General features: G+C 64.1%; 17 protein-coding genes and 1 riboswitch. Of the genes, 11 read left to right on the plus strand and 6 right to left on the minus strand.

The window, feature by feature from the left end; all coding sequences use genetic code 11:
- Positions 1 to 64: 64 nt before the first annotated feature.
- The 3 genes from ACQE2J_RS18000 to ACQE2J_RS18010 form a co-directional block, all read right to left on the minus strand.
- Entirely contained in the window at positions 65 to 1,180 is a 1,116-nt protein-coding gene (locus tag ACQE2J_RS18000) for a restriction endonuclease subunit S (RefSeq protein ID WP_425119966.1), read from the minus strand.
- A gap of 86 nt (positions 1,181 to 1,266) precedes the next feature.
- A complete protein-coding gene (locus ACQE2J_RS18005) occupies positions 1,267 to 2,865 on the minus strand; it encodes a type I restriction-modification system subunit M (protein ID WP_425119965.1) in 1,599 nt (532 codons plus the stop codon).
- Position 2,866: 1 nt separating this feature from the next.
- A complete protein-coding gene (locus tag ACQE2J_RS18010; RefSeq protein ID WP_425119964.1) occupies positions 2,867 to 4,807 on the minus strand; it encodes a hypothetical protein in 1,941 nt (646 codons plus the stop codon).
- A gap of 201 nt (positions 4,808 to 5,008) precedes the next feature.
- Between ACQE2J_RS18010 and ACQE2J_RS18015 the strand changes: the two genes are divergently transcribed.
- The 4 genes from ACQE2J_RS18015 to ACQE2J_RS18030 all read left to right on the plus strand — a co-directional run bounded on the left by ACQE2J_RS18015 (position 5,009) and on the right by ACQE2J_RS18030 (position 8,479).
- Entirely contained in the window at positions 5,009 to 5,536 is a 528-nt protein-coding gene (locus ACQE2J_RS18015; RefSeq protein ID WP_426936789.1) for a hypothetical protein, read from the plus strand.
- Positions 5,537 to 5,694: 158 nt separating this feature from the next.
- A complete protein-coding gene (locus tag ACQE2J_RS18020; protein ID WP_135540629.1) occupies positions 5,695 to 6,753 on the plus strand; it encodes a TM2 domain-containing protein in 1,059 nt (352 codons plus the stop codon).
- Positions 6,754 to 6,795: 42 nt separating this feature from the next.
- Positions 6,796 to 7,776 (plus strand): hypothetical protein, encoded by a 981-nt coding sequence (locus ACQE2J_RS18025; RefSeq protein WP_135540627.1) that lies wholly within the window; start codon positions 6,796 to 6,798, stop codon positions 7,774 to 7,776.
- 86 nt (positions 7,777 to 7,862) lie between these two features.
- Positions 7,863 to 7,973, plus strand: a riboswitch (SAM riboswitch).
- 32 nt (positions 7,974 to 8,005) lie between these two features.
- Positions 8,006 to 8,479: a hypothetical protein gene (locus ACQE2J_RS18030; RefSeq protein ID WP_135540626.1), complete on the plus strand. Its 474-nt coding sequence runs from the start codon at positions 8,006 to 8,008 to the stop codon at positions 8,477 to 8,479.
- Between the two features lie 48 nt (positions 8,480 to 8,527).
- On the opposite strand, the gene ACQE2J_RS18035 is transcribed toward ACQE2J_RS18030, so the two are convergent.
- On the minus strand, positions 8,528 to 10,924 hold the full coding sequence (locus ACQE2J_RS18035; RefSeq protein ID WP_426936790.1) for a hypothetical protein: 2,397 nt from the start codon (positions 10,922 to 10,924) through the stop codon (positions 8,528 to 8,530).
- A gap of 45 nt (positions 10,925 to 10,969) precedes the next feature.
- Positions 10,970 to 11,632, minus strand: a complete 663-nt coding sequence (locus ACQE2J_RS18040; protein WP_039211431.1) for a metal-dependent transcriptional regulator — start codon at positions 11,630 to 11,632, stop codon at positions 10,970 to 10,972.
- Positions 11,633 to 11,728: 96 nt separating this feature from the next.
- Between ACQE2J_RS18040 and ACQE2J_RS18045 the strand changes: the two genes are divergently transcribed.
- The 7 genes from ACQE2J_RS18045 (at position 11,729) to ACQE2J_RS18075 (ending at position 20,572) form a co-directional block, all read left to right on the plus strand.
- Positions 11,729 to 12,289, plus strand: coding sequence for a hypothetical protein (locus tag ACQE2J_RS18045; protein ID WP_135540620.1), 561 nt, complete (start codon positions 11,729 to 11,731; stop codon positions 12,287 to 12,289).
- 144 nt (positions 12,290 to 12,433) lie between these two features.
- Entirely contained in the window at positions 12,434 to 14,692 is a 2,259-nt protein-coding gene (gene betT / locus ACQE2J_RS18050; protein ID WP_425119962.1) for a choline BCCT transporter BetT, read from the plus strand.
- A 152-nt stretch (positions 14,693 to 14,844) separates the two neighbouring features.
- A complete protein-coding gene (locus tag ACQE2J_RS18055; RefSeq protein WP_425119961.1) occupies positions 14,845 to 16,029 on the plus strand; it encodes a hypothetical protein in 1,185 nt (394 codons plus the stop codon).
- 104 nt (positions 16,030 to 16,133) lie between these two features.
- Positions 16,134 to 17,789, plus strand: a complete 1,656-nt coding sequence (locus ACQE2J_RS18060; protein WP_135540614.1) for a lipase maturation factor family protein — start codon at positions 16,134 to 16,136, stop codon at positions 17,787 to 17,789.
- A gap of 136 nt (positions 17,790 to 17,925) precedes the next feature.
- A complete protein-coding gene (locus tag ACQE2J_RS18065) occupies positions 17,926 to 18,888 on the plus strand; it encodes a metal ABC transporter substrate-binding protein (RefSeq protein WP_135540612.1) in 963 nt (320 codons plus the stop codon).
- Entirely contained in the window at positions 18,885 to 19,703 is an 819-nt protein-coding gene (locus tag ACQE2J_RS18070; RefSeq protein ID WP_135540610.1) for a metal ABC transporter ATP-binding protein, read from the plus strand. Before ACQE2J_RS18065 ends, ACQE2J_RS18070 begins: the two co-directional genes overlap by 4 nt.
- Positions 19,700 to 20,572 (plus strand): metal ABC transporter permease, encoded by an 873-nt coding sequence (locus ACQE2J_RS18075; protein WP_135540608.1) that lies wholly within the window; start codon positions 19,700 to 19,702, stop codon positions 20,570 to 20,572. Before ACQE2J_RS18070 ends, ACQE2J_RS18075 begins: the two co-directional genes overlap by 4 nt.
- Positions 20,573 to 20,736: 164 nt before the next feature.
- On the opposite strand, the gene ACQE2J_RS18080 is transcribed toward ACQE2J_RS18075, so the two are convergent.
- The gene (locus tag ACQE2J_RS18080) at positions 20,737 to 22,008 is read right to left on the minus strand and encodes an Nramp family divalent metal transporter (RefSeq protein WP_426936791.1); all 1,272 of its coding nucleotides are present in this window, start codon (positions 22,006 to 22,008) and stop codon (positions 20,737 to 20,739) included.
- Positions 22,009 to 22,132 lie beyond the last annotated feature (124 nt).

Consider the following 22,132-nt stretch of genomic DNA (forward strand, 5'->3'; position numbering starts at 1 on the left):
GCTGTCCAAGTGGGCGCTCCCGGCTCCGAAGCCGGCTGTTCAGACGAATGCAGGTTCGACTGGCTCAGACCGCGTCGCTCACTACCGCCTCCGCATCCTTGACCGTGATCTTTCCGTTCATCAGCAGCGGGAGAAGTTCGTCGCGAGTGCGAGCGAGAGCCCGAGACTCAGACACAGCCGTCTTTACACGCTTAAGCAAGCTCATTGACAGCTCTCCGAAGCGATTTAGACTCTCGTCGTCCACCTTGGCCAGCCGGTAATCCGCAACGTCTGCAGCCGCAAGCCTCTGCCGACCACTGGTCCCCTGCATGTGCTTGATCGCAAAATCGCGAAAGCGCTCACTCTTCGTCAAAAAGAACGGGACCGCTGAAAGCAATGGCGACCTAGCACGGAAGACGATGAACTCAGTCGAACCAACACCGACTTCCGTATTCTCGAGGAAATCTACGTAGCCAGCTTTGCCGTTCTCCAAGCAAGGAGTAATGCGCGCAAGCAGCACATCGCCGTTAATGAACCGTGCACCGCTCTTTGCTTCGCGAGTGGACCACGAGCCCACAGTCATGGAAGAGTCAGGAAGGTCCTTCATGCCAAGATATGGAGCCTGACCAGCCAGTTTTTGAGAGGTTCGAGGATTCACGTCGAATAGGTCGCTGACGGTCAAGAACGAGCCGTCCCCCGTGAAGCCATCCAGCCTCAGTAATGCGAAGCGTTCTTGCAACAGATCTTGCACCGCACCGGACAGTCGCTCATTGGCGGCGATTTTGTCGTCGAGGGCGCCGAGGACTTCAGCAACTCCAGCTTGCACATTCAACGGAGGAAGGGGCACTAACAGTTTAGACAGATCGGTTCCTTTTACTCCCGCAGCTGCGACTTGAGTAATGATGGTCGACATATTCCGTCTACCCATGTCAGATGCGAAGTAGTAGTAAAAGAAGAGAGGATTCGCGAGCCTTGGGTCAAGCTGGGCCCGTATCAAGTGGCTTTCCCAAGTGCAATCTTCATCGGACGATTCGAAAATTGAACATTTCCCCGCACCCTCGAAAGTCAATGACTGACGGGCGAAAAGCAAGTCTCCGTGTTGAAGCACATCTTTCGTGCGATCGACTCTGTCCTCAGGAACGAGTTCTCCCACAGACGCCCTAATTCTGTCTGTTCCGAAGATTTGCTTCATGCCGATCATCCGCATTCCAACTCCACGGTCTCTCGACGCAACAGTAATTCCATTTCGCAACGGACGTTCGAAGAGTTCACTGAACAACACTGATTTCATCCCAGACGCTCCAGCTGCTCGCGGACGACCGTTTCCAACCTCGCCGACTCATCGAAAGCGTCGATCAGCTCCCCCTTCAGTCTCGCGATCTTCTCGTCGATCGGCTCCAGATCTTCCGGCTCGGGCGCCGACCCGACATAACGGCCCGGGGTCAGCGCATATCCGCCTTCCTTGATCTCGGCCAACGGCACTGTCCGACAGAATCCGGGTACATCTTCGTACTCTCGTCCGGCCGCCTCGGCGGATTCAGAGCCGATCCACGCATGGAACGTACCCGCGATCTCGGCGATGTCCTCATCGGACAGCGAACGCTCGGCACGGGAGATCATGTGCCCCATTTCGCGCGCATCGATGAAAAGCACCTCGCCGGCCCGGGCTCCCTTCTTCTTCGCGAAGAACCACACGCACACAGGAATACCGGTCGAGCGGAACAGCTGAGTCGGCAGCGCGAGCATGCACGAGACCAGGTCGGCCTCGACGATCCGAGCACGGATATCGCCCTCACCGCCGGTGTTCGACGACATCGACCCGTTCGCCATGACCACGCCGGCCTTGCCGTCGTCGGTGAGCTTGGACAGGATGTGCTGAATCCAGCCGTAGTTCGCGTTCTTCTCCGGCGGGACGCCGAAGGTCCACCGCGGGTCCTCCTCACTGCGTGCCCACACCTTGAGGTTGAACGGCGGATTGGCAAGAACATAGTCCATCGGGGTATCGGCGTGGATGTCGCGGGCGAAGGTGTCTCCCCACTTCTCGCCGAGACCCTGGACCTCGATCCCGTTGATGGCGAGGTTCATCTTCGCCATCCGCCAGGTCTCCTCGATGGATTCCTGACCGTAGACCGCGATGTCTCGTGGATCGCCGTTATGGTCTTCAATGAACTTCTCCGACTGGACGAACATGCCGCCCGAACCGCAGCACGGATCGTAGACCCGCCCCTTGAACGGTTCGAGGATCTCGACCATCGTGCGCACCACCGGTCGCGGGGTGAAGAACTCGCCGCCCCGCTTGCCCTCCGCACGGGCGAACTCGCCGAGGAAATACTCATAGACCTCCCCCATGAGGTCACGTGCCCGGAACTCTCCCTGCCGGGAGAAGCGCGTGCTGCTGAAGAGATCGACGAGCTCACCCAGACGACGCTGATCGAGATTGTCCTTGTTGTACAGGCGCGGCAAGGTTCCCCGCAGGGACGGGTTGGCCTTCATCAGCTGATCCATCGCCTCATCGATGAGAGCACCGATGGTCCTGCCGGCTTCGGCCCCTGAGGGCGCCTGCCCTTTGGCATTCTCAGCCAGGAAATCCCACCGCGCGGCAGAGGGAACGAGGAAGATGCCCTCGCCGACATAGGTATCCGGGTCCTGGAGCAGCTCGGCGATGTCTTCCTCGTCGATGCCTTGCTCTTCATAGTCGGACCGCAGCACCGACTGTTCCTCCTCGAATGCGTCCGAGACGTATTTGAGGAAGACGAGACCGAGAATCACGTCCTTGTACTGACTCGCGCTCAGCGAGCCCCGCAGGCGGTCGGCCGCCTTCCACAGAGTCGCTTTGAGTTCGCTCATCGTCGTCGGCTGTTCGACGGCGTTCTTCTTCGTGGCCATGTCACCTTCCTTGTGATGGCTGCGGCTCGAGGCTGCTGCCCATCAGTTCCATCGTCCCGGCCGCGACACCGCTCAAGAGCGAATGCCCCAGCGTCTTCGCGGCACGTTCCTTCACCTGCAATTGTTGTCGATATCCGGCTAATCTCCGCATCGCGTCTTCGACCGCGTCGACCTGGTCGGCAGGAATGCGGGGAATCTGCCAGTTCGTGTACTCCTTCGACTGCGCATCGTTGATGACCGTGGACAAGGTGTGCGAACCGATCGGGGTGCCATCGGCCCGCCGCAGGATCTTGTTCGGCGAGACCACCAGCGAGCCACCCCGGTCATCAACCCACGCGGTCGGCGGATTCGAGCAGAAGACGACGTCCCCCGGTTGTGTCCTCATACTGCGACGCAGCGAGCTCTCGGCAACGAAGGCATCAATTCGGAACACTTCGCCACCGCTCCTGGCATCGACGACCGACACCGCACCGGTGTCCTCCGCCAGCGATTCGTCGATCCGACTGCCGCTGTGACGAGTGAGCGTTCCATTGTCGATCATCGTGCCGAGCGAAGTCGATCCCACCACCAGCGAGGCGGGGCGGTCAGTGACATAGATGTCGAAGACCTCGGTCGCCTCGGCGGTTTCGATCGAAGCGACGCGCACGTCGTCGATGAAGTCCTGCTGCCCGGTTGCGAAGCTCACCGCTCGGGTACCGGTCGGAACAACGGCCTCGCCGCCGAGGATCGACCGAATATCACGCGACCTGACATAGCGGAACGCGCGAGCAGGCAGCTCGTTCGGCACGGTTCCGGCGGCCAGCACTCCGGCCACATCGGCCGACAGATCAGACCGGTCGACCGGGGCTTCGCTGAGATCGGCCACCCACGGGTGGTCGAGAGTGGCACCTCCTTTGAGCAGCCACAGTCCGCTGCTCTGTCGCGGAGCGTGTTTCCACAGACCGCGAGGCAGACGCAGCGCACAGACGAGAGGTCCGTGGTTCGCAGAACGGCTGCTTCGCAGTGATTCCGAACGACGCTGCTCGGACGTGCCGTCCAGTCTCCCGCAGAGCAGGTCGGCAGGACCGGCGACGATCGCGTACTCATTGGGGTTGAGATCGAGAATCACCCGATCGAGTCTTTCGAGCACCTCTGCGCTCTCCAAGCCGTAGACGGCGACGACTGACACCGTCGGTCGTTCGGAGTCGAGGGCGAGCCACCCCCGCAGGAGCGCCCTCTTTCGCAGGTCACGGATGTGGGGAGAGTCGGCGGTCACATGCGAGGCCAAGCCGTCCACCGTTTCCGCCACGGCGAGGAGGTCAACGTCCTCGCACTCGAGGACGAGCTCCCCCGCCGCCGAGGATCCCCGTCCATCGGATGCGGTCTCGCCGTCAGCGACTACTCCCTCGACGACTGAGGCGATGACATCCACGAGTCCGGGATCGAAACCTCGTCGTTCCTGCCTCCGGCTCAATCGCCCCGTTTCCAACCGGTCCAGGGCATCAGCGGCACCGAACGACGCGGCATAGAGGTCGTCGACGTAGTCCAGAGCGGCAGCGGCGAACTCGGTGTCGATGACCTCACTGAGGAGAAATCGATCAGCAGGGTCAAGGGAGGCGGCGATCTCGACGAGCATCGACTCACCGAGATTGTTGAGATCGTCCTCGGCATTGTCCCTCAGACACAGAAGAACCAGCGCGTGGTCGATCGACACCCCAGTGGGAATGCCGGCGGCCGGAGCATCTTCGACGAACTCCGCATTGTTGCCGCGACCCGTGCGCCGCAGCCATTCGACGACAGCCTCGACATGGAAGAGTTCACGCCCGTCCGGACCCTCGGTTCCCTCCGGGAAGGGGATTTCGCGACCTCTGACCGTGGTGCGTCTGCGCCATTGGGACACTGCCGGCCGGGAGACACCTGCCAAGTCGGCAATGTCCTGCATCGACATCAATGCGTCGCTCATTGTGCCTCCCGTTGCACTCGCGTTTTCCGTTGTGCCCCGATCCTAAGCGACCCTGCACAAGGAGTTAAATGCATTCACCGTTAAGCCCCCTTAACGGCGTATTCGTTGCTCAATTCTATGCGGATGTCGTGAACTGAGTTCTCAACGACCGGCCGAACCATGCCGGCCAATGCACCCCGACCAGCGATAGGACGGCCCCGAATGAACTCGTTCCCACATCCGCCCCCTCACCACGACGGCGGACATCAACACCAACAGCCCTACAGTGCCCCATCCTCCCCGTTGCCCCTGACACCGCAGCGGTCCACGAAGCACATCTGGTTCGGGCTCGGCGGTCTGGTGATCGGGCTGCTCCTCGGAGTCGGAACGGTCGGGGGAATCGTCGGGATCAGTTCTCTTGCCGAAGCCGACGCGCAGGCGGCTCGGGCAGAGCTCATGGCCGACGGCTACGAGACATGCTCGCTCGGCTCGGTCGATGGAGCGACACTGAGCGCCGACAGGTTGAGCGTCGACTTCGACGGTGCCGGGATGTACTTCGGCCCAGATCTTGCCGACGTGTACTGCCTTGGCGACGCCTTGGGCATGCCCGACTCTGTGAGCTCCCGGATGGGGCAGACACGGGCGCTCGACGGAACACAGACCGCGGATTGGGATTCGTTCTCAGTGTCGTGGAACTACCACCCCGATGACGGACTCGGTGCGATCTTCGAGTACGTCCCGGATTCGTGACCCTTCGCGAACAGTCCACCTGACTGCTCGCTGCCCGCCGCCGGTCGGTGGCCTGCACGCCGCTCACCGATCGGCGCATCGCGCACAGCCAGCCGAGGCGCCCCAACCGCCCATCACCGCCATTCACATCACACCGCTATACACACCCAAGGAGAATCATGTCCCACAACCCGCACGAACAGACCACCCGATTCGCCACTTCGTACAACAACCTGCCGCCGGAATCAGACAAAAGCTTCGTCCTGACCTGGCTCTTTGCGTGGTTCCTCGGCTTCTTCGGAGTCGACCGCTTCTACCTCGGCAAGGTCGGCACCGGCATTCTCAAACTGATGACGCTCGCCGGATTCGGCATCTGGTGGCTGGTCGACGTCATCGTCGTCCTCGCCGGCAAGGCGACTGACAAGTCCAAGAGACCACTGTCGGGATACCGGCAGCATCGCACTGTGGCGTTCGCGGTCACTGCCGGCTTCGTTGCAGTCGGCATCATCGGGAGCAGCATTGCCGGCACCAGCGGCACCGAAGACGTCTCCGGACCGGCCGTCGCGGAAGACCAGCAGTCCGAGGAGACGTCGCCCGATAAGGACACGCCGGCGCAGGAGGCACTTGCGCAAGAGGCGCCTGAAACCGCAGAGCCGGCGGTCGAGGACCCCACGGCAGACGAGGTCGACGCCTCATGGGCAGACGAGAAGTACGGAGCATTCAGCACCGTCAGCGAAGACGGAACTGGCGACTCGATCATCACGCTTCCTTCCGGCGCGACCGCGGGGCTCGTCACTGCGAACAATACGGGCAGCGGCAACTTCGTCATCGATGTCCTCGACGACTCGAATCAGTCGACCGGAGACCTCCTGGTCAATGAAATCGGTACCTACGAAGGCGCAACGGCCTATGGAATCAACTCCTTCGGAGAGGCCTCCTCTCTCAAGGTCACTTCCGACGGCAATTGGAACATCACGATCGAACCGATCTCCGCAGCGCCCGAACTCGAACCGACCGGCACAGGAGACGCCGCATTCCTCTACACCGGGCCGCCGACTCAGCTGACAGCCACCTATAACGGCGACTCGAACTTCGTCGTCTATGAAGACACCGACGAATTCTCCATGGGGCTGCTCATCAACGAGATCGGCGCGTACGAAGGCACTGTCCCCCTGTCGGCAGGTCCATCGCTCCTCACCGTCAATGCCGATGGCAAGTGGAGTCTGACGACCGACTGATCACTGACTAATCAAAATGGCCGCCGGCCGAGGTCGCCGGCCATGCACAAGAAAGGGATCGATATGCTCACCGCATTGTCGGACATCGCCATCAGCACCATTTCAGCAGTTCTCGGCGCCCTCATCGTCGCGGCCATCCCGATCGGGACCCGCCCTTCGCTATGGACGGGAGGCAGCCGCACGTCGGTGCAGAACAAAAATGGTCAGCAGGTCTACGCCCCCAACAGCACTGGCCCGATCAACCCGACTCAGAACAATGTAGTCATGACGACCCACCAGACGATTCATCAGAACATCGAGTCATCGGCGAAGTCGACCGGTACGACACAGTCCGCTCCAGACGAACGTGTGCGGGCCGTGCTGATCGGTCTCGTCATGATCACTCTCATAGCGGTCTACAGCCGTGGGTACGAAGTGGCCGTCGGATTCGCTGTTGGAGTCAGTATCGCCTTGACAGTGATTCTCATCGCCCTCATCTTCCGTACGTACAAAGCCGAGCTGTTCGCGGTCCAGTCGCTGGCTGCATGCATACGGATCCTCAGTGCCATCGTGCTTCTGCTTACAGCATCGTGGTTGACGGTGGGCAGAACATGGGGCGGATACTCTATGGCCGATGTGAGAACTCAGTTGGAATCCCTGACGGAACCGGCAGCACTCAGCGAGGGCGCCGCACCTTGGGTCGGTTCGAGGACGGTTGTCCCTGCCTTCAAGATGTTCTTCTCAGACGCACAGTTGGCGCTGGTCGGCGTCTTTGCACTCGTTGCCATGATCTTCGCGCTGATTTGGGCATGGTCAGCAGTATCGACGGCTTTCGCGTGGAGCTCGTATCTCGGTTTTCAGCACGGAGCGACGACAAAACACAGAGTCATCGTTCGGGCGTCGAAGTTCGAAGCGCTCAATGCCCGCTCCGCCTGGTCGTCGATCGGGTCGACCGTGCTCTTCGTCGCAATCATCATCGGATTTCCCTGGCTGGTGACGATATCGTCCAACGGCGAGCTCTCTCGGTGGCTCTTCGGCCAGTAAGAGCGGAGGAGACCCTGCACAGCCGCAGATCGGGCTCAGCCTCCGCTGACCTGTGTCACCCCGCCCTCCGACTACACTGAAATCACGTTCGCGAGTTGTGGCCTTCGGTACCTGGCCGGCCACACGGCAACCCGTCATCGACCGGGTGCCCCAGGGGAAGAACGGGCCCGCGCCGACCGCTCGGGCAAGCTTCGATCCGGGCCCATACGCCCGAGAAGGACGGTTCGCCATGTCCGCAGACTTCAACGACTCCGACAAACGCCGCAGGGCCGCCGAACAGTGGCCGGGCTTCGACCCCGCCGAGGCACTGCATTGGTCGAAGGTCCTCCTCCGCCACTCCCCCGACCCGCAGCGCGCCGGCATCAAGGCTCAGATGAACTCAGCGATCGATCGCGGAATCCCGGTCGCCGGGCCCGGTTGGGTGCGCACCGCTGACTCCGCTCGCGCCGACGGCTTCAACCCGGTGCTCTATCAAGCACTCCACGAAAGCCTGCGCACCATCCCGAAAGCGTCATTCCGATCCCATCCGGGACACCGCCAGGCGACGTTCAAGACCTACGTGCCCGGCACCCCGTATGAATCCGAGCTGTGGTGCGACTGGCCGAAGCTCTTCCTCACCGACGGGTTCGATGCCCGAACGGCCACGGCCCTGACTCTGCTGCGCGCCGAACCGAAGTTTCCGCGCCCACGTACCAGCGACTGAGGCGAAATCTCCCGACCTCGCCCAACCCAACCGGCACGGCCTGTCGGCTCAGCCGAACTGCCGGCCCGCCTCGTAGACGGTGACGCTGCCATCCGGGGTCCCTCTTAGGAGCAGGTAGAAGTAATACTGATCGTCGCTTCCCGTCCCCGGCGTTGTCACGCCGCAGACTGTGTCACCTGGCCGGATCTCATCCCGAGCCGACAGATACGACATCGACTTGCCGTTGGTGAAAAAGTACTCGCCACCACTGAATTCACCCTCTTCATACGGCTGGATGAGCTCGCAATGGTCGACCTTCACACCTTTGGGGAAATGCTCGGATCGGACGGTCGGCGGGTTCGACGTCTGACCATCACCGAGGATGTCATCGAGTGATGACATCATTTCGGGGGTCGCCGAACGTTTCGCTTCTGCGTCGTCTCCGGCGGCGACCGCCTCGGCGAACTTCTGCACCTGTTCCACAGCCGGCGTACGAATGTCACCGGAAGGCACGTGGTAGACGGTGTCCTGATGGGCGAAGGACTTCCCGTCCCAGCGGTAGAGGACATCGGCGTTCGCGGACTTCTGGCATGCGGTGCATCCATCGTCACCGTAGACGCCGATGCCGCCGACGCTGATCCCCAGATACTGCCCCAGCGGGCTGACCGCATTGAAGTACGGCTTGGGCATATATCCGGAGATATCGGCCGAGTTGCCGCGATCGTCGACGTCGTCCCAGAGCTCGATGGAGTCGAGCAGATTGAGATCCTGATCGTAGATCCCGATCGACGGGTAGATATAGGAGCCGCCGCCGTTGCAGCTGAATTCGACGGCGGTCACGGCCTTGTCACCCATGCGAGACGTCGTGAACTTCTCCATGGAGATACCGGAATAGCGGCCGTCGTCGCCGCTGGCCTCACCGTCAGTGAATTCCACCTCGTGCTCGGGCTTCGGATCCAGTGGGCCGTCGCCAAGATAATAGTCGTCATAGGCGAGACCGAATTCCGCGCAGGCCGGCGGCGCCGACAGCTTCCGGTTCAGGAATGCGTCTCGGCCGGGGAACTTCGCAATCGCGCCGCCATCGGAGCCGCCGTCAAAACCCGGGTCGGCCTTGACGGTGTCGACGTCGCTCGAATCGGTGAAGTCGAAGACCTCGAGAACACCCTCGGACATGACCATCAGACGGTCACCGGAGACAGTGAAGCTGTCGAGTTCGACGTCGACGCGCCACAGTTCCTGACCCGAGTCAACGGCGAGACCGTGCACACCGGCGTCGTCGGCGATGACGAGCACTTCGTCCTCAATCGTCCAGTTAGGTCGCAGGCGAGGCTCGCCGAGGCCAGATGCCGTCGCCGCCTCCTCGCCCAGTTCGGATTTCCACAGCACCGAGTCGGCATCGACTGCGACGACCACCTGACCGTCCGAGACCACCCACGGTCCGTCTTCGCCGGCGCCGACCTTCCGCACTGTCGCCTCGGTATCGACGCTGACGTCGGAATACTTGCCGCCAGACGGTGAGCTGAGGCTTCCGTCGTCATTGACGGTGATCGGCACGGCCTCCGAAGCCGGGTCTTCCACCTCGGCGGGGTCTGTGCCGCCGTCCTCCGTGCCTCCTGACGATCCGCCTGTCGATCCGTCTGACTTCGAACCCTTCGCGTCGTCACCCGGGCTGAGGGTGACTTCTCCGTCCTTCAACCGAATTGTGCGATCCCCGCAGGTCAAAGAGTCTGCCGTCCACTGGCAGTCCACTGGAGTGCCCTCAAGCTTCGGACCGGACTTCTTCGAATCATCATCGGCAGAATCATCCGCTCCACCGTCATCGATGACGTCTTCGGGTTCCGGTTCCTTCACACCGGTGTGCGGGACCGGGGCCATCCACATCGGCTGCAGAGTCTCCTCGTGGAGGGCCATGATCACCGACTGTCGAGGACCGACGACGTTGACGAGCTGCTGGTCAGCATCGGCGTCATCGCCTGGCTGCAACCGAGTCAGCTGCGCATTGCGGCCGACGTCGGCGAGGTCGACGGCGACCTTCTGATTGGGCGCTTTGTCGAAGTCAGAGCCAGAAAAGAATCGTGCGCCGAAGAATCCGCCGGCCACAGCGAGGACGAGGACAAGTCCCGCGCCGATTCCCAACATCCATTTCCGATTGCTGCGACTCCCCGTCTGCGGCGAAGGCGAAGCACCCGCCTGTGCAGCAGATCCATAGTTGTAGGTGGGGTATTGTGCTGGGTTCTGATGCTGGCCCGAAGTCCAGCCTCGTCGAGCGAGCGCTTCCTGGACTGCCGGATCCTGATGAGTGGCAAGCCAGTCGAGCAGATCCGGATAGGCATTCGGATGGGCAGCGATGTCAGCGAGCAGGTCGGGTCGGGTCGCCGCGATCCTCTGCAGATCAGAGCCGGAAGCATCAGCTGAGCGAACGATGTCGAGGTCGGGGTCATTCCCGGGACCGAAGCTCTTTCCCATACAACAGATGTTATCAACGGAATCAGTCGGGAATCCCGCTTCGGATCAACCGGCTGTGCGCAGATACACGGCCACGGCGAGCGCGGCAGCGATCGTCTCCCGCTTCCCTCCGATGTCCACGGTCACCGCGTCATCGGTGCGGTCAACGACGTCGAGTGCGACGTCGGGAAGCACCCCCGCCTCGGCGAGCTTGCCCAAGATCTGCGGATCGGCGTCGGAGACCCTCAGCACCGCATAGGACCCGGCGGCCGCCTCGGCGAGGAGGGTCGGAGTATGGGAATCGACGGCACCGTCGGCACCCGGGATGGGATCGCCGTGCGGGTCGGACGTCGGGTGGCCGAGGAACGCGTCGATGCGGTCGATGAGCCGATCGGAGGCGGCATGCTCGAGGATCTCGGCCTCGTCGTGGACCTCGTCCCAGCCGTAGCCGAGCGACTTCACGAGAAACGTCTCGATGAGCCGGTGCCGGCGCACCATCGACAGGGCGATCGCCTTGCCCTCCTCGGTGAGCACCGGCGGGCGGTAGGGCACGCGAGTGATGAGGCCGAGCTCGTCGAGCCGTTTGAGCACCTCGGTGACATTGGCCTTCGTCGTTCCGAATCGGTTCGCAAGCTCGGTGGCCGTCATCGGGTCCCCGCCCCATTCCTGGGCCGACCAGATGGCCTTGAGGTAGTCCTGACTGACCTCGGAGACTTCACCTGCACGCATACGTCCAGTATCCCATGGACAAACCGACACGGATGTTGCGAAACAATTACCTGCTGACCGCTCCTTCGCCGAGGCGGCCCTGCCAGAATCACAGACATGACCTCCCCTTCCGATCCGGTGCCCCCGACCGACGACGCCGTCCCCACCCGATCCGGCCCACCCGCCGCCGCACCCGCCGGCGTCCGATTTCTCGCATTCATCCGCGCCCCGTTCCTCGCGCTCAGCAAGCGGGCAGAAGCCCGCCGAACCTCGAGTGCACACCGCTCTGCTGCTGATCGACCGGCACCGCGCTCTCCACGACGCAGCCCCGCCGATCGGCCGAACCTCGCACCGGATGTCCCGATCGGGCTGTTCCGGCCCGGCGAGATCGAATTCGCGCGGCTCTACAGCCTCCCGCCCTTCGACACTGACGTCCTCATCCTCACCGACCGGCGACTGATGCGGGTGCGCACCGATGCTGCCGGACACGTCGCCCAGCTCTCCCAAACTGCACTCTGGCAGGTCGGGCACGCCCGCGCCGAGGAATTCCGCGACCGTGCGACCGTGACCGTGGAACTGCACGTCGGATCGTCGATGCGGCTCGAGGAGACCGCCCCGGCCGAGGCGCACGAATTCGTCGACACCATCACCGAGGCGGCTGCCCGATCCCGGGCCTGATCCCCGACCGTCCCCGCGGCCCCCTGACAACTCGCCCTGTTTCCTGAACGGACGGGGTGTGATGGTCGGCAGAAATTCCTCCATCAGTAGACTGGCGCAGGCTCGCTTTCGGGCCAGACCACGTTTCCTACCGGAGGCTGATGCGTGCACGATCCGAACGAAGAGAAGTTGAAGCGCCCGATCGTCGAACGAGAACGGTTCGGCGGCACCGATCGAACGACGCGAACCGGCCGGGGTGTCGATCCGGCCAAGCGTGCACCGATCGACAGCACAGAGATGAGCAGGGGCCCCGAGGAGCTCTCTGACGAACGCGGTTCCCGCGTCAATTGGCGAGTCTTCATCGTCGCCTCGCTCATCATCCTCGCCTTCTCCGTGTGGGCGATGATGATGCCGGACTCAGCCCAGTCGACGATGAAGACCACCGTCGACTGGATCGCCGAGAACCTCGGCTGGTTCTACGTCGTCACCGTTACCGTCGTCATCGGCTTCGTCCTCTGGGTTGCTCTGTCCAAGGAGGGTTCGGTCCGTTTGGGGCCAGACCACTCCCGCCCCCAGTACAACCTCTTCACCTGGGTCGCCATGCTCTTCGCCGCCGGTGTGGGCATCGATATGCTCTTCTACTCGGTGACCGGGCCGATCACCCAATACCTCGAACCCGTCAATGCCAGCCCGGAGTCGGCCGCGGCCGCCCAGGACGCCGTGGTGTGGACGATGTTCCACTACGGCATCGCCGGCTGGTCGATGTACTCGCTGCTCGGCATGGCCATGGGCTACTTCGCCTACCGCTGGGGAATGCCGCTGTCGATCCGCGCCGTCCTCTACCCCCTGCTGGGCAAGCGCGTGCGCGGAACCACCGGTGACGTCATCGACATCTTCGCCCTCGTCGGCACCGTCTTCGGTGTGGCCACCTCGATGGGCATCGGCGTCGTCCTGCTCAACGTCGGCTTCGCCACTCTCTTCGGCTTCGAGCAGGGACTCGCACTGCAGATCGCATTGGTCATCGTGGCCGTGGTCATGACCGTCGCCGCCTGCACTTCGGGCGTGGACAAGGGCATCCGCCTGGTCTCCGAACTCAACCTCTGGTCGTGCGCGGCGATGATGCTCTACATCCTCGTCACGGGAAAGACCGCGTTCCTCCTCAACGCCATGGTCGAGAATGTCGGCCGGTTCATCTTCACCCTGCCCGAACGCACACTGTCGACGTTCGCCTATGTCGACGGCGGCTCCGAATGGATGGGCGGATGGACCCTGTTCTTCTGGGCGTTCTGGCTGGCCTGGGGTCCCTTCGTCGGGCTCTTCCTCGCCCGCATCTCCCGCGGACGCACTCTGCGTGAGTTCGTCATCGCCGCGATCACCGCACCGGTCCTCTGCGATTTCATCATCGTCTCGATCTTCGGCAACTCGGCCCTGTCCGAGGTCTTCTCCGGCAACGGCGAGTTCGCGAAGACGGCCATCGCCTCACCGGAACAGGGCTGGTACGACCTGCTCGAGATGTTCCCGGGAGCGACATTCCTCATCGGACTGGCCACACTCTCGGGGCTGCTCTTCTACCTCACGAGTGCGAACTCCGGTGCCATGGTGATGTCGAACTTCTCCTCCTCGATCCCCAACCCGGAAGAGGACGGCCAGAAATGGCTGCGCATCTTCTGGGCCCTCGTCACCGCGGTGCTCACCATCGCCATGCTCGTCGCCGGCGGTGTGACCACGATGGAGTATGCGACCCTGATCTTCGCTCTGCCGGTCACGGTCATCGCCTACCTCGTCATGGCATCGTTCTCGAAGGTGCTGCGCATGGAGCGCGCCGAACGTGAGGGCCGGACTCGTCGGCGCCGCACGACTGCGGCCCATGGCGGTCGGGCCCCGGAGAAGACCTGGCGTCAGCGTCTCGCGACCCTGCGGTCCTATCCGTCGAAGGCCTCCGTCGAGCGCTTCGCCGCCGAGGTGGTCGGACCGTGCCTGGAAGCCGTGTCCGCGGAATTCCGTGAACTCGGCTACTCCGTCGAACACCTTCAGACCATGGACGAAGACACGGCGATCACCTCGAATACGCTCAACGTCGATATGGGCGAACAGCGCGACTTCCGCTACGAGGCGGCCGCCGTCGAGGCGAATGTGCCCTCGTTCGGTGCCCGCAACGCACCCCGCGGAGACGACCGCTACTATCGCATCGAGGTCTTCACCCAGACCGGTTCCGAAGGCTACGACCTCATGGGGCTGAGCTCTCAGCAGATCATCGACGACGTCCTCGACCGCTACGAGACGCACCTGTCGTTCCTCGCCTATTCGCACGAGCACTCCTACCAGTCGGTCGTCACGCCGCCGCACCCGCCGATCACGGACTCGATCCCGGCGATCCCGGTCTCGCCGAACGATGTCGAGGAGCTGGAGGAACCCAAGCACTGATTCGCGCGGACCCCGCCGTCCGCGACATTCCCGATCCCACCTCGCCGAGGCGGCCCGCCGAAAGAGGGCCGGCCGCCTCGGCGAGGTGGGATCCTTCAGATCTGGAACACGAACCGGGCCATGGCCGAGGAAAGAGCTGTAAGAATCGAAGCATGAAGTTCAGAACGCACAAGATGAGCACGAACGTGGTCTACGGGGTGGGTCTCGCCGGTTTCACCACGATCGTCTTCTTCCTCATGAATGCCGGCATCGATCCGCGGGCCCACCGCGTCGGGGACTTCGATCCCGCGGGCGCCGGGATCGTCGGCATCGGGCTCTACGGGCTCTACCATACGATTGCCATCATCTTCTTCAACGAGGACGACTCCTCTGACAAAGACGCACCGGCACCCGATCATCATGTGCCCAGGGCCCCCGATTCGTACACCGGCTTCATCCGCCAGGCCTGGTACAAGGTGTTCTCCGTCGGTCCTATCTGGGCTTTCTTCTCCGCGGCATCGATCTTCATCTGGCATTCCTTCGCCAAGAGCACAGGCACCCCGGGCACGATCTGGGGCGACTACAGCGCATCACCGCTGCCCGCGCTCGTCATCTTCTTCGCCTGCTGGTCAGCGGTCAATCTGGGCTTCACACTGTCCGCTGTCGCCGAGGCGTTCAACCGCGATCACCCCGCGGTCTTCATCATCATGCTCGTGACGATGTTCCTCCTCGGCATCGGCCTCACCTTCGTCTTCATGTTCCCCATTCCCGAGATGAGCACCGGCTCCGGCCTCTCACTCGTCACGATCACGCTGCCGTTGTCCCTGCTCGCCCTGTTCGGCACTCGACTGTGGGCGGTGGTGAGAGTCGCCCGCTGCGACGCAGCGCATCCTCATCTCAGCCCGAGGCAGCAGCGCCGCAGGGAGAGGTTCGATCCCCGGCACCAGGACAACGGCGGTCCCCGAGCCGGCGCCGTTCAACAGGGCAGCGCCGTTCCCCACGCGACTGCGGCACCGCCGACTGACCTGCTCCAGCAGGGAGAGGTCCTCCAGCCGGGAGAGGCCCTGCTCCTGCAGTTCCGCAGCGATCTCACCCCCGAACCGCAGATGCTCATCGCCACGAACCGTCGCGTCGTGCGCGCCTCCGTCAACGGCCAAGGACGCAGCGTCGTCCTCGATCAGGCGCAGCCCGGGCAGCTGATGGGCGGCAGCTGCACATTCGACGCCGGCGGAGTCGTGACCACGGCGCATTTCCGCGGCCGTGCCGAGATGAGGCTCCTCGGCGGCGACCCGGCACAGTCGCAGAGATTCGCCGAGGCTCTCACACGCCTGGCCCGAACCGGGCGAACCACACCCTGAGACGCCGGACGGCTCGGCCCCAGGGGCCCGCGAACTCTTGCACATCCTCGGCGAGCGGACCATAGTCGGATCAGAACCGCGAACCGAACCGGGAGGTGTGCGCCGTGGACGTCGGGACACTGACGCAGATCCTGACCGCCGATGACTACACGATCGCGCGTGAGGTGCTGCAGCGCGGATTCGGTGCGCTCTTCTTCATCGCCTTCCTGTCCGCGTGGAACCAGTTCCCCGCGCTCCTCGGCGAAAGGGGACTGACCCCGGCCCCGCGGTTCATCGCCCTGACCACCGCCGCTCAGGCACCGACCCTGTTCCGGTGGAAGCGCTTCGAATACACCGACCGACGCCTGCGCATCGCCTGCGGCATCGGGATGGTCCTCGCCGCATCCGTCGTGCTCGGAGTTCCCCAGGCCGGACCCGCGTGGACGACGATTCCGGCCTTCCTCGCCATGTGGTGCCTCTACTTCTCGATCGTGAGCATCGGCCAGCGCTTCTACGGCTTCGGATGGGAGTCGCTCCTCCTCGAAGCCGGGTTCCTCGTCGGATTCCTCGGCTCCCACGAGGTGGCCCCGACCCTGCTGATGATCCTGTTCCTCCGCTGGTTCGTCGTCCGAGTCGAGTTCGGCGCCGGCATGATCAAGATGCGCGGCGACAGCTCCTGGCGTGATCTCACCGCCATGGACTACCACCATCAGACCCAGCCGATGCCGAATCCGGTCAGCCGGCGTGCGCATCTCATGCCCCGGTGGTGGCATCGCAGCGAGACCCTGGGCAGTCACATCGTCCAGCTCCTCGCCCCCTGGCTGCTGTTCCTGCCTCAGCCCATCGCCTCCTTCGCCGCGGTCGCGATCATCCTCACTCAGCTCGCGCTCGTCATCAGCGGCAACTATGCCTGGCTGAATTGGGCGACGATCCTCCTCGCCTTCGCCGGCATGAGCGATTCCTTCCTCGCCTGGGTCGTCGGCGGTCCCTGGCCGGGTTGGGGCCTGACCGGCATGTTCGGCGCCGAGGCGGCAAGTCCGTCCACGGCAGCCGAGGCTTCAGGGGCAGCAGCGTCCGGGGCCGCATCCGGTGCTGTGCCCACTTGGTGGCTGATCCTCATCGCCGCCTTCGTGATCTGGCAGTGCATGCTCAACCTCCCGGCGCTGAAGAACCTCTTCTCCTCACATCAGCTGATGAATGCGAGTTTCAATCGGCTCGGCCTCGGCAATGCCTATGGCGCCTTCGGGTCGATGACCGAGACCCGCAACGAGATCGTCATCGAAGGCTGGACCTCCCCCGAAGGCGAGAACGTTTCCGAGGGCGGAAACGCCCCCGAGAGCCGCGAGCCGCTCGAGGACGGGGAGCCGTTCCGAGGCGCAGAGCCGTTCGAGGAGTCGACGGTCGCGGCCGATGTCGGCTGGCGGGAGTACGAGTTCAAGGGCAAACCCGGCGATGTGTGCCGGCGCGGGCCCGTCGTTGCGCCGTATCATCTGCGTCTCGATTGGCTGATGTGGTTCGCCGCGCTGGGCGATTATCGCCAGACCTGGTTCACCGAGCTGCTGGCCAAGATCGGTTCCGGCGACGCACAGATCCGCCGTCTCATGGGCCCCGATCCCTTCGCCGGCGCGGCCCCGGAACTCGTCCGCGTCCGCGTCTTCACCTACCGCTATGCCACCCGCGCCGAACGCCGGGACGCCGCTGCCGCCGGATTGCCGCGTCCGTGGTGGGTGCGCTCGAACCCGCGCACTCTGCTGCCCCCGACCGATCTGCGTCGCGACTGACGACCTCGGTCACGGCGCGCTCCCGTCGAGATATCCTGCCGCGCCCTCCGGGATTTGCCGTTCCTGCTCACTCGATCTTAAAGTTAAGGTACATTAACTTTCGTTCCGAGGTCCCGAACGCAGAAGCAGGAGCCCCATGCCCCACCGCAAACCACAGCCCTCCGCCCACCCTGCCTCCCGCCGGATCGCGCGCGGAGCCGCGGCGATCACCGCTTCGGCCCTCGGGCTCCTGCTCGCCGCCTGCAGCAGCTCCCCGGCCGCCGAGGATGCCGATGCCAAACCGGTCGTCCTCACGACCTTCACGGTGCTCGCCGACATTGCGGACAACGTCGCCGGTAACCATCTCGAGGTCGAGTCGATCACGAAGGTCGGCGCGGAGATCCACGGCTACGAACCCACGCCCGGTGACATCCGCAAGGCGTCGAAGGCCGACCTCGTGCTCGACAACGGGCTCAACCTCGAGCAGTGGTTCTCCCAGTTCGTCGATGACATCGACGTCCCTCATGCCGTCGTCAGCGAGGGCGTCGAGGAGCTGTCGATCACCGCGGATGCCGACGCCGGCAAACCCAACCCGCACGCCTGGATGAGCCCGCTCAATGTCCAGATCTACGCCGAGAACATGGCTCGCGCCTTCGCCGACCTCGACCCGGACCATGCCGATGACTACACCGCCAATGCCGAGGACTACGGAGCACAGCTGCAGGAGGTCCACGACGACCTCGTCGACGAACTCTCGACGCTGCCGAAATCCCAGCGGGCTCTGGTCACCTGCGAGGGGGCGTTCTCCTACCTGACTCGGGACACCGGACTGAGCGAGAAGTACATCTGGCCGGTCAATGCCGAAGCGCAGGCGACCCCGGGGCAGATCACCTCGGCGATCGACTTCGTCAAGGACAACGACGTGCCCGCGGTCTTCTGCGAGTCCACGGTCTCCTCGGCGCCGATGGACCGGGTCGTCGAGTCCACCGATGCGGAATTCGGCGGCACGCTCTACGTCGACTCGCTGTCCGAATCGGACGGACCGGTCCCCACCTATCTCGATCTCATCCGCCACGATGCGCAGGTCATCTCCGAGGCCCTGACCGGGGGCAGAGGATGAGCGCCGCGATCGGTCAGGGGCACACCGAGACCCCCGCGATCAGCGTCGACGGGGTGACCGTCCACTACGGGGACACGCTCGCTCTCGACCGGGCGTCCCTGTCGCTGGGGCACGGACGCATCTGCGGGCTGATCGGGATGAACGGTTCGGGCAAGTCGACCCTGTTCAAGACGATCATGGGCATGATCGACCCCGAATCCGGTCGAGTGCGCATCGACGGCGGCCCCACGCGGCAGGCACGACGGGCCGGTGTCCTCGGCTATGTTCCGCAGAGCGAGGACGTCGATTGGGACTTCCCGCTGTCCGTGCGCGATGTCGTGATGATGGGTCGCTACGGTCGTATGGGCCCGCTGCGGCTGAGCCGCAGGGCCGACCGTGAGGCCGTCGATCATGCCCTGGAGCGCGTCGAGCTCACCGAGTACGCCGATCGCCAGATCGGGCAGCTCTCGGGAGGACAGAAGAAGCGGGCCTTCGTCGCCCGCGGGCTCGCTCAGGAAGCGACGATCCTGCTCCTCGACGAGCCCTTCGCCGGGGTCGACAAACGCAGCGAGGCCACGATCACCCGGCTGCTCAAGGAACTCGCCGAGGCGGGCGCGACGGTGCTCGTGTCCACTCACGATCTGCATGCGCTGCCCGGTCTCGCCGATGAGGCGGTCCTGCTCATGCGCCGAGTCCTCCTCCACTCCTCCCCCGCCGAGGTGCTCCGCCCCGAAAACCTCGCCCGCGCCTTCGGCCTCGACATCACACCCACCGAGGCCACACCCACAGAGGCCACACCCGCAGAGGTCACACTCACCGAGGAGGAAGCGCGATGACCGTCTTCGAGTTCCTGTTCGAGCCCTTCGGCTTCGACTTCATGCTCCGCGCCCTGGCCACGACTCTCATCGCCTCGGTCGTGTGCGCCGTGCTCTCCTGCTGGCTGGTGCTCATCGGCTGGTCGCTCATGGGCGATGCGGTCTCCCATGCCGTGCTGCCGGGAGTCGTGCTCGCCTATGTCGTCGATGCTCCGTTCGCGCTCGGGGCGGTGGCCTTCGGGTTCCTCGCCGTCGGGCTCATCGGGGCGGTGCGCGACACCAGTCGCGTCAAAGAGGATGCCGCGATCGGGATCGTCTTCACCTCCCTGTTCGCCCTCGGCCTCGTCCTCATCTCGGTCGTCCCCTCCCATGTCGATCTCAACCACATCATCTTCGGCAACCTCCTCGGCGTCTCGGCCGCGGATCTGGCGCAGGTGGCGGTGCTCGGCGCGGTGACCCTGACCGTGCTCGTGGCCAAGAACCGCGATTTCACCCTCTTCGCCTTCGATCCCACTCATGCTCATGCCTTGGGTATCAACCCGCGGCTCCTCGGCGCCACACTGCTCGGCCTGCTCGCTCTGACCTCGGTGGTCGCTCTGCAGGCGGTCGGTGTCGTCCTCGTCGTGGCGATGCTCATCGTCCCCGGAGCCACGGCGTACCTGCTCACGGATCGGTTCCAGCGGATGCTGCTCATCGCCCCGGCGATCTCGATCGCGTGTGCGATCATCGGCCTGTACTCGAGCTACTACTTCGACGCCGCGTCCGGCGGGATGGTGGTGCTGGCGCAGGGCGCGGTCTTCGCGCTCGTCTACCTCTTCGCCCCTCGCCACGGCCTCATCGGCCGGCGCGTGGCGACCCGGCGACGGCAGCGCACGCGGGCACGAGTGTGATGCGCGCCGCGGCCCCCGCGACCGCGGAATCTTCGCCGGTCAGGGGCTTCGCGTCACCACCTCGGCGGGGTGATTCTCCCTCGCCGGCCGCCTCGGCGGGGCGAATCCCACCGGTTCACCACTTCGGTGGGGTGACCCCCGCCGGGTGACCACCTCGGTGGGGGCTAATCGACTCCCAGCGCAAGGAGGACGACGAGGACGACGTTGAGCACGATGATGAGGGCCGAGGCGACCACGGCGATGCTCGTGATCCACCGGGCATTCGCGAATTCGCCCATGACCTTCCGACTGCTCGTGAGCCTGACCAGGGGAATCATCGCGAAGGGAATGCCGAGGCTGAGCACGACCTGGCTGAGCACGAGCGCCCAGGTCGGGTCGACTCCGAGCCCCAGGATGATGAGTGCGGGAATCATCGTCACCGCCCGCTGCCACACGATCGGGATGTTCACGCGCAGCAGACCCTGCATGATCGATGCGCCCGCATAGGAGCCGACCGCGCTCGAGGCCAATCCCGAAGCAAGCAGTCCGATGCCGAAGAAGAGGCCGACGATCTCGCCGAGGTTGGCCGTGACGACCGCGTGCGCACCCTCGATGGTGTCGGTGCCGGCCTGGCCGCGCAGGGAAGCGGCGGCGAGGAGGAGCATCGCAATGTTCACGGATCCGGCGACGACGAGGGAGGCCACGACGTCCCAGCGGCTCGCGCGCAGCAGCTGCCCGGTCGAGGCGGTTGTTTCCCTGCGGTGACGGTCGACCGAGAGCGCCGAATGAAGGTAGATCGCGTGGGGCATGACCGTGGCGCCGAGCATGCTCGCGGCGAGCACCACGGAGTTCGTGCCTTCGAGCCTGGGCACGATTCCACCTGCGGCCTGCCCCCAATCCACGTCCCCGACGAACAGGCCCGCAAGAAAGCCGATGGCGATGATCGCGAGGAACGCGATGATGACGAACTCGAAGGGGCGCTGACCGCGGGTGGATTGGATCGAGAGCAGGAGCAGAGACACCACTCCGACGATGACTCCGCCGAGGAGGAGCGGCAGATCGAAGAGGATCTTCAGGGCGATGGCGCCGCCGATGACTTCGGCGAGGTCGGTGGCGATGGCGACGATCTCGGCCTGACCCCAGTAGGCCAGGCGTGAGCGTCGGCGCAGTCGTTCGCCGAGGATGCCCGGCAGCGACCGTCCGGAGACGAGCCCGAGCTTCGAGGACAGGTATTGGACGAGAACGGCGATGAGGTTCGCGGCCACGAGCACCCACACGAGCAGGTATCCGTATTCGGCACCGGCGGTGAGGTTGGCGGCGACATTGCCCGGATCGACATAGGCGATGGCGGCGACGAAGGCCGGGCCGAGGAGCGCGAGTGTGGAGATCTTCTTCCGGTCGCGTTTCTTCCGGCCGTGCCCGCCCGTGCGTGCGACGGCAGAGGAATCGACGTTCATGAAGTTAAGGTACATAAACTTTCCCGTCGAGGGCAACATGAGGGTCCACGATGGCGCGAGTCCGGCAGCACTCGGCTGCGCTCGACCGGCGCGAGGCCGGAAGCACCCGCCCCACGGCACCCGG

It is taken from the genome of Brevibacterium sp. LE-L (genome assembly GCF_050214925.1).
GTDB lineage: Bacteria > Actinomycetota > Actinomycetes > Actinomycetales > Brevibacteriaceae > Brevibacterium.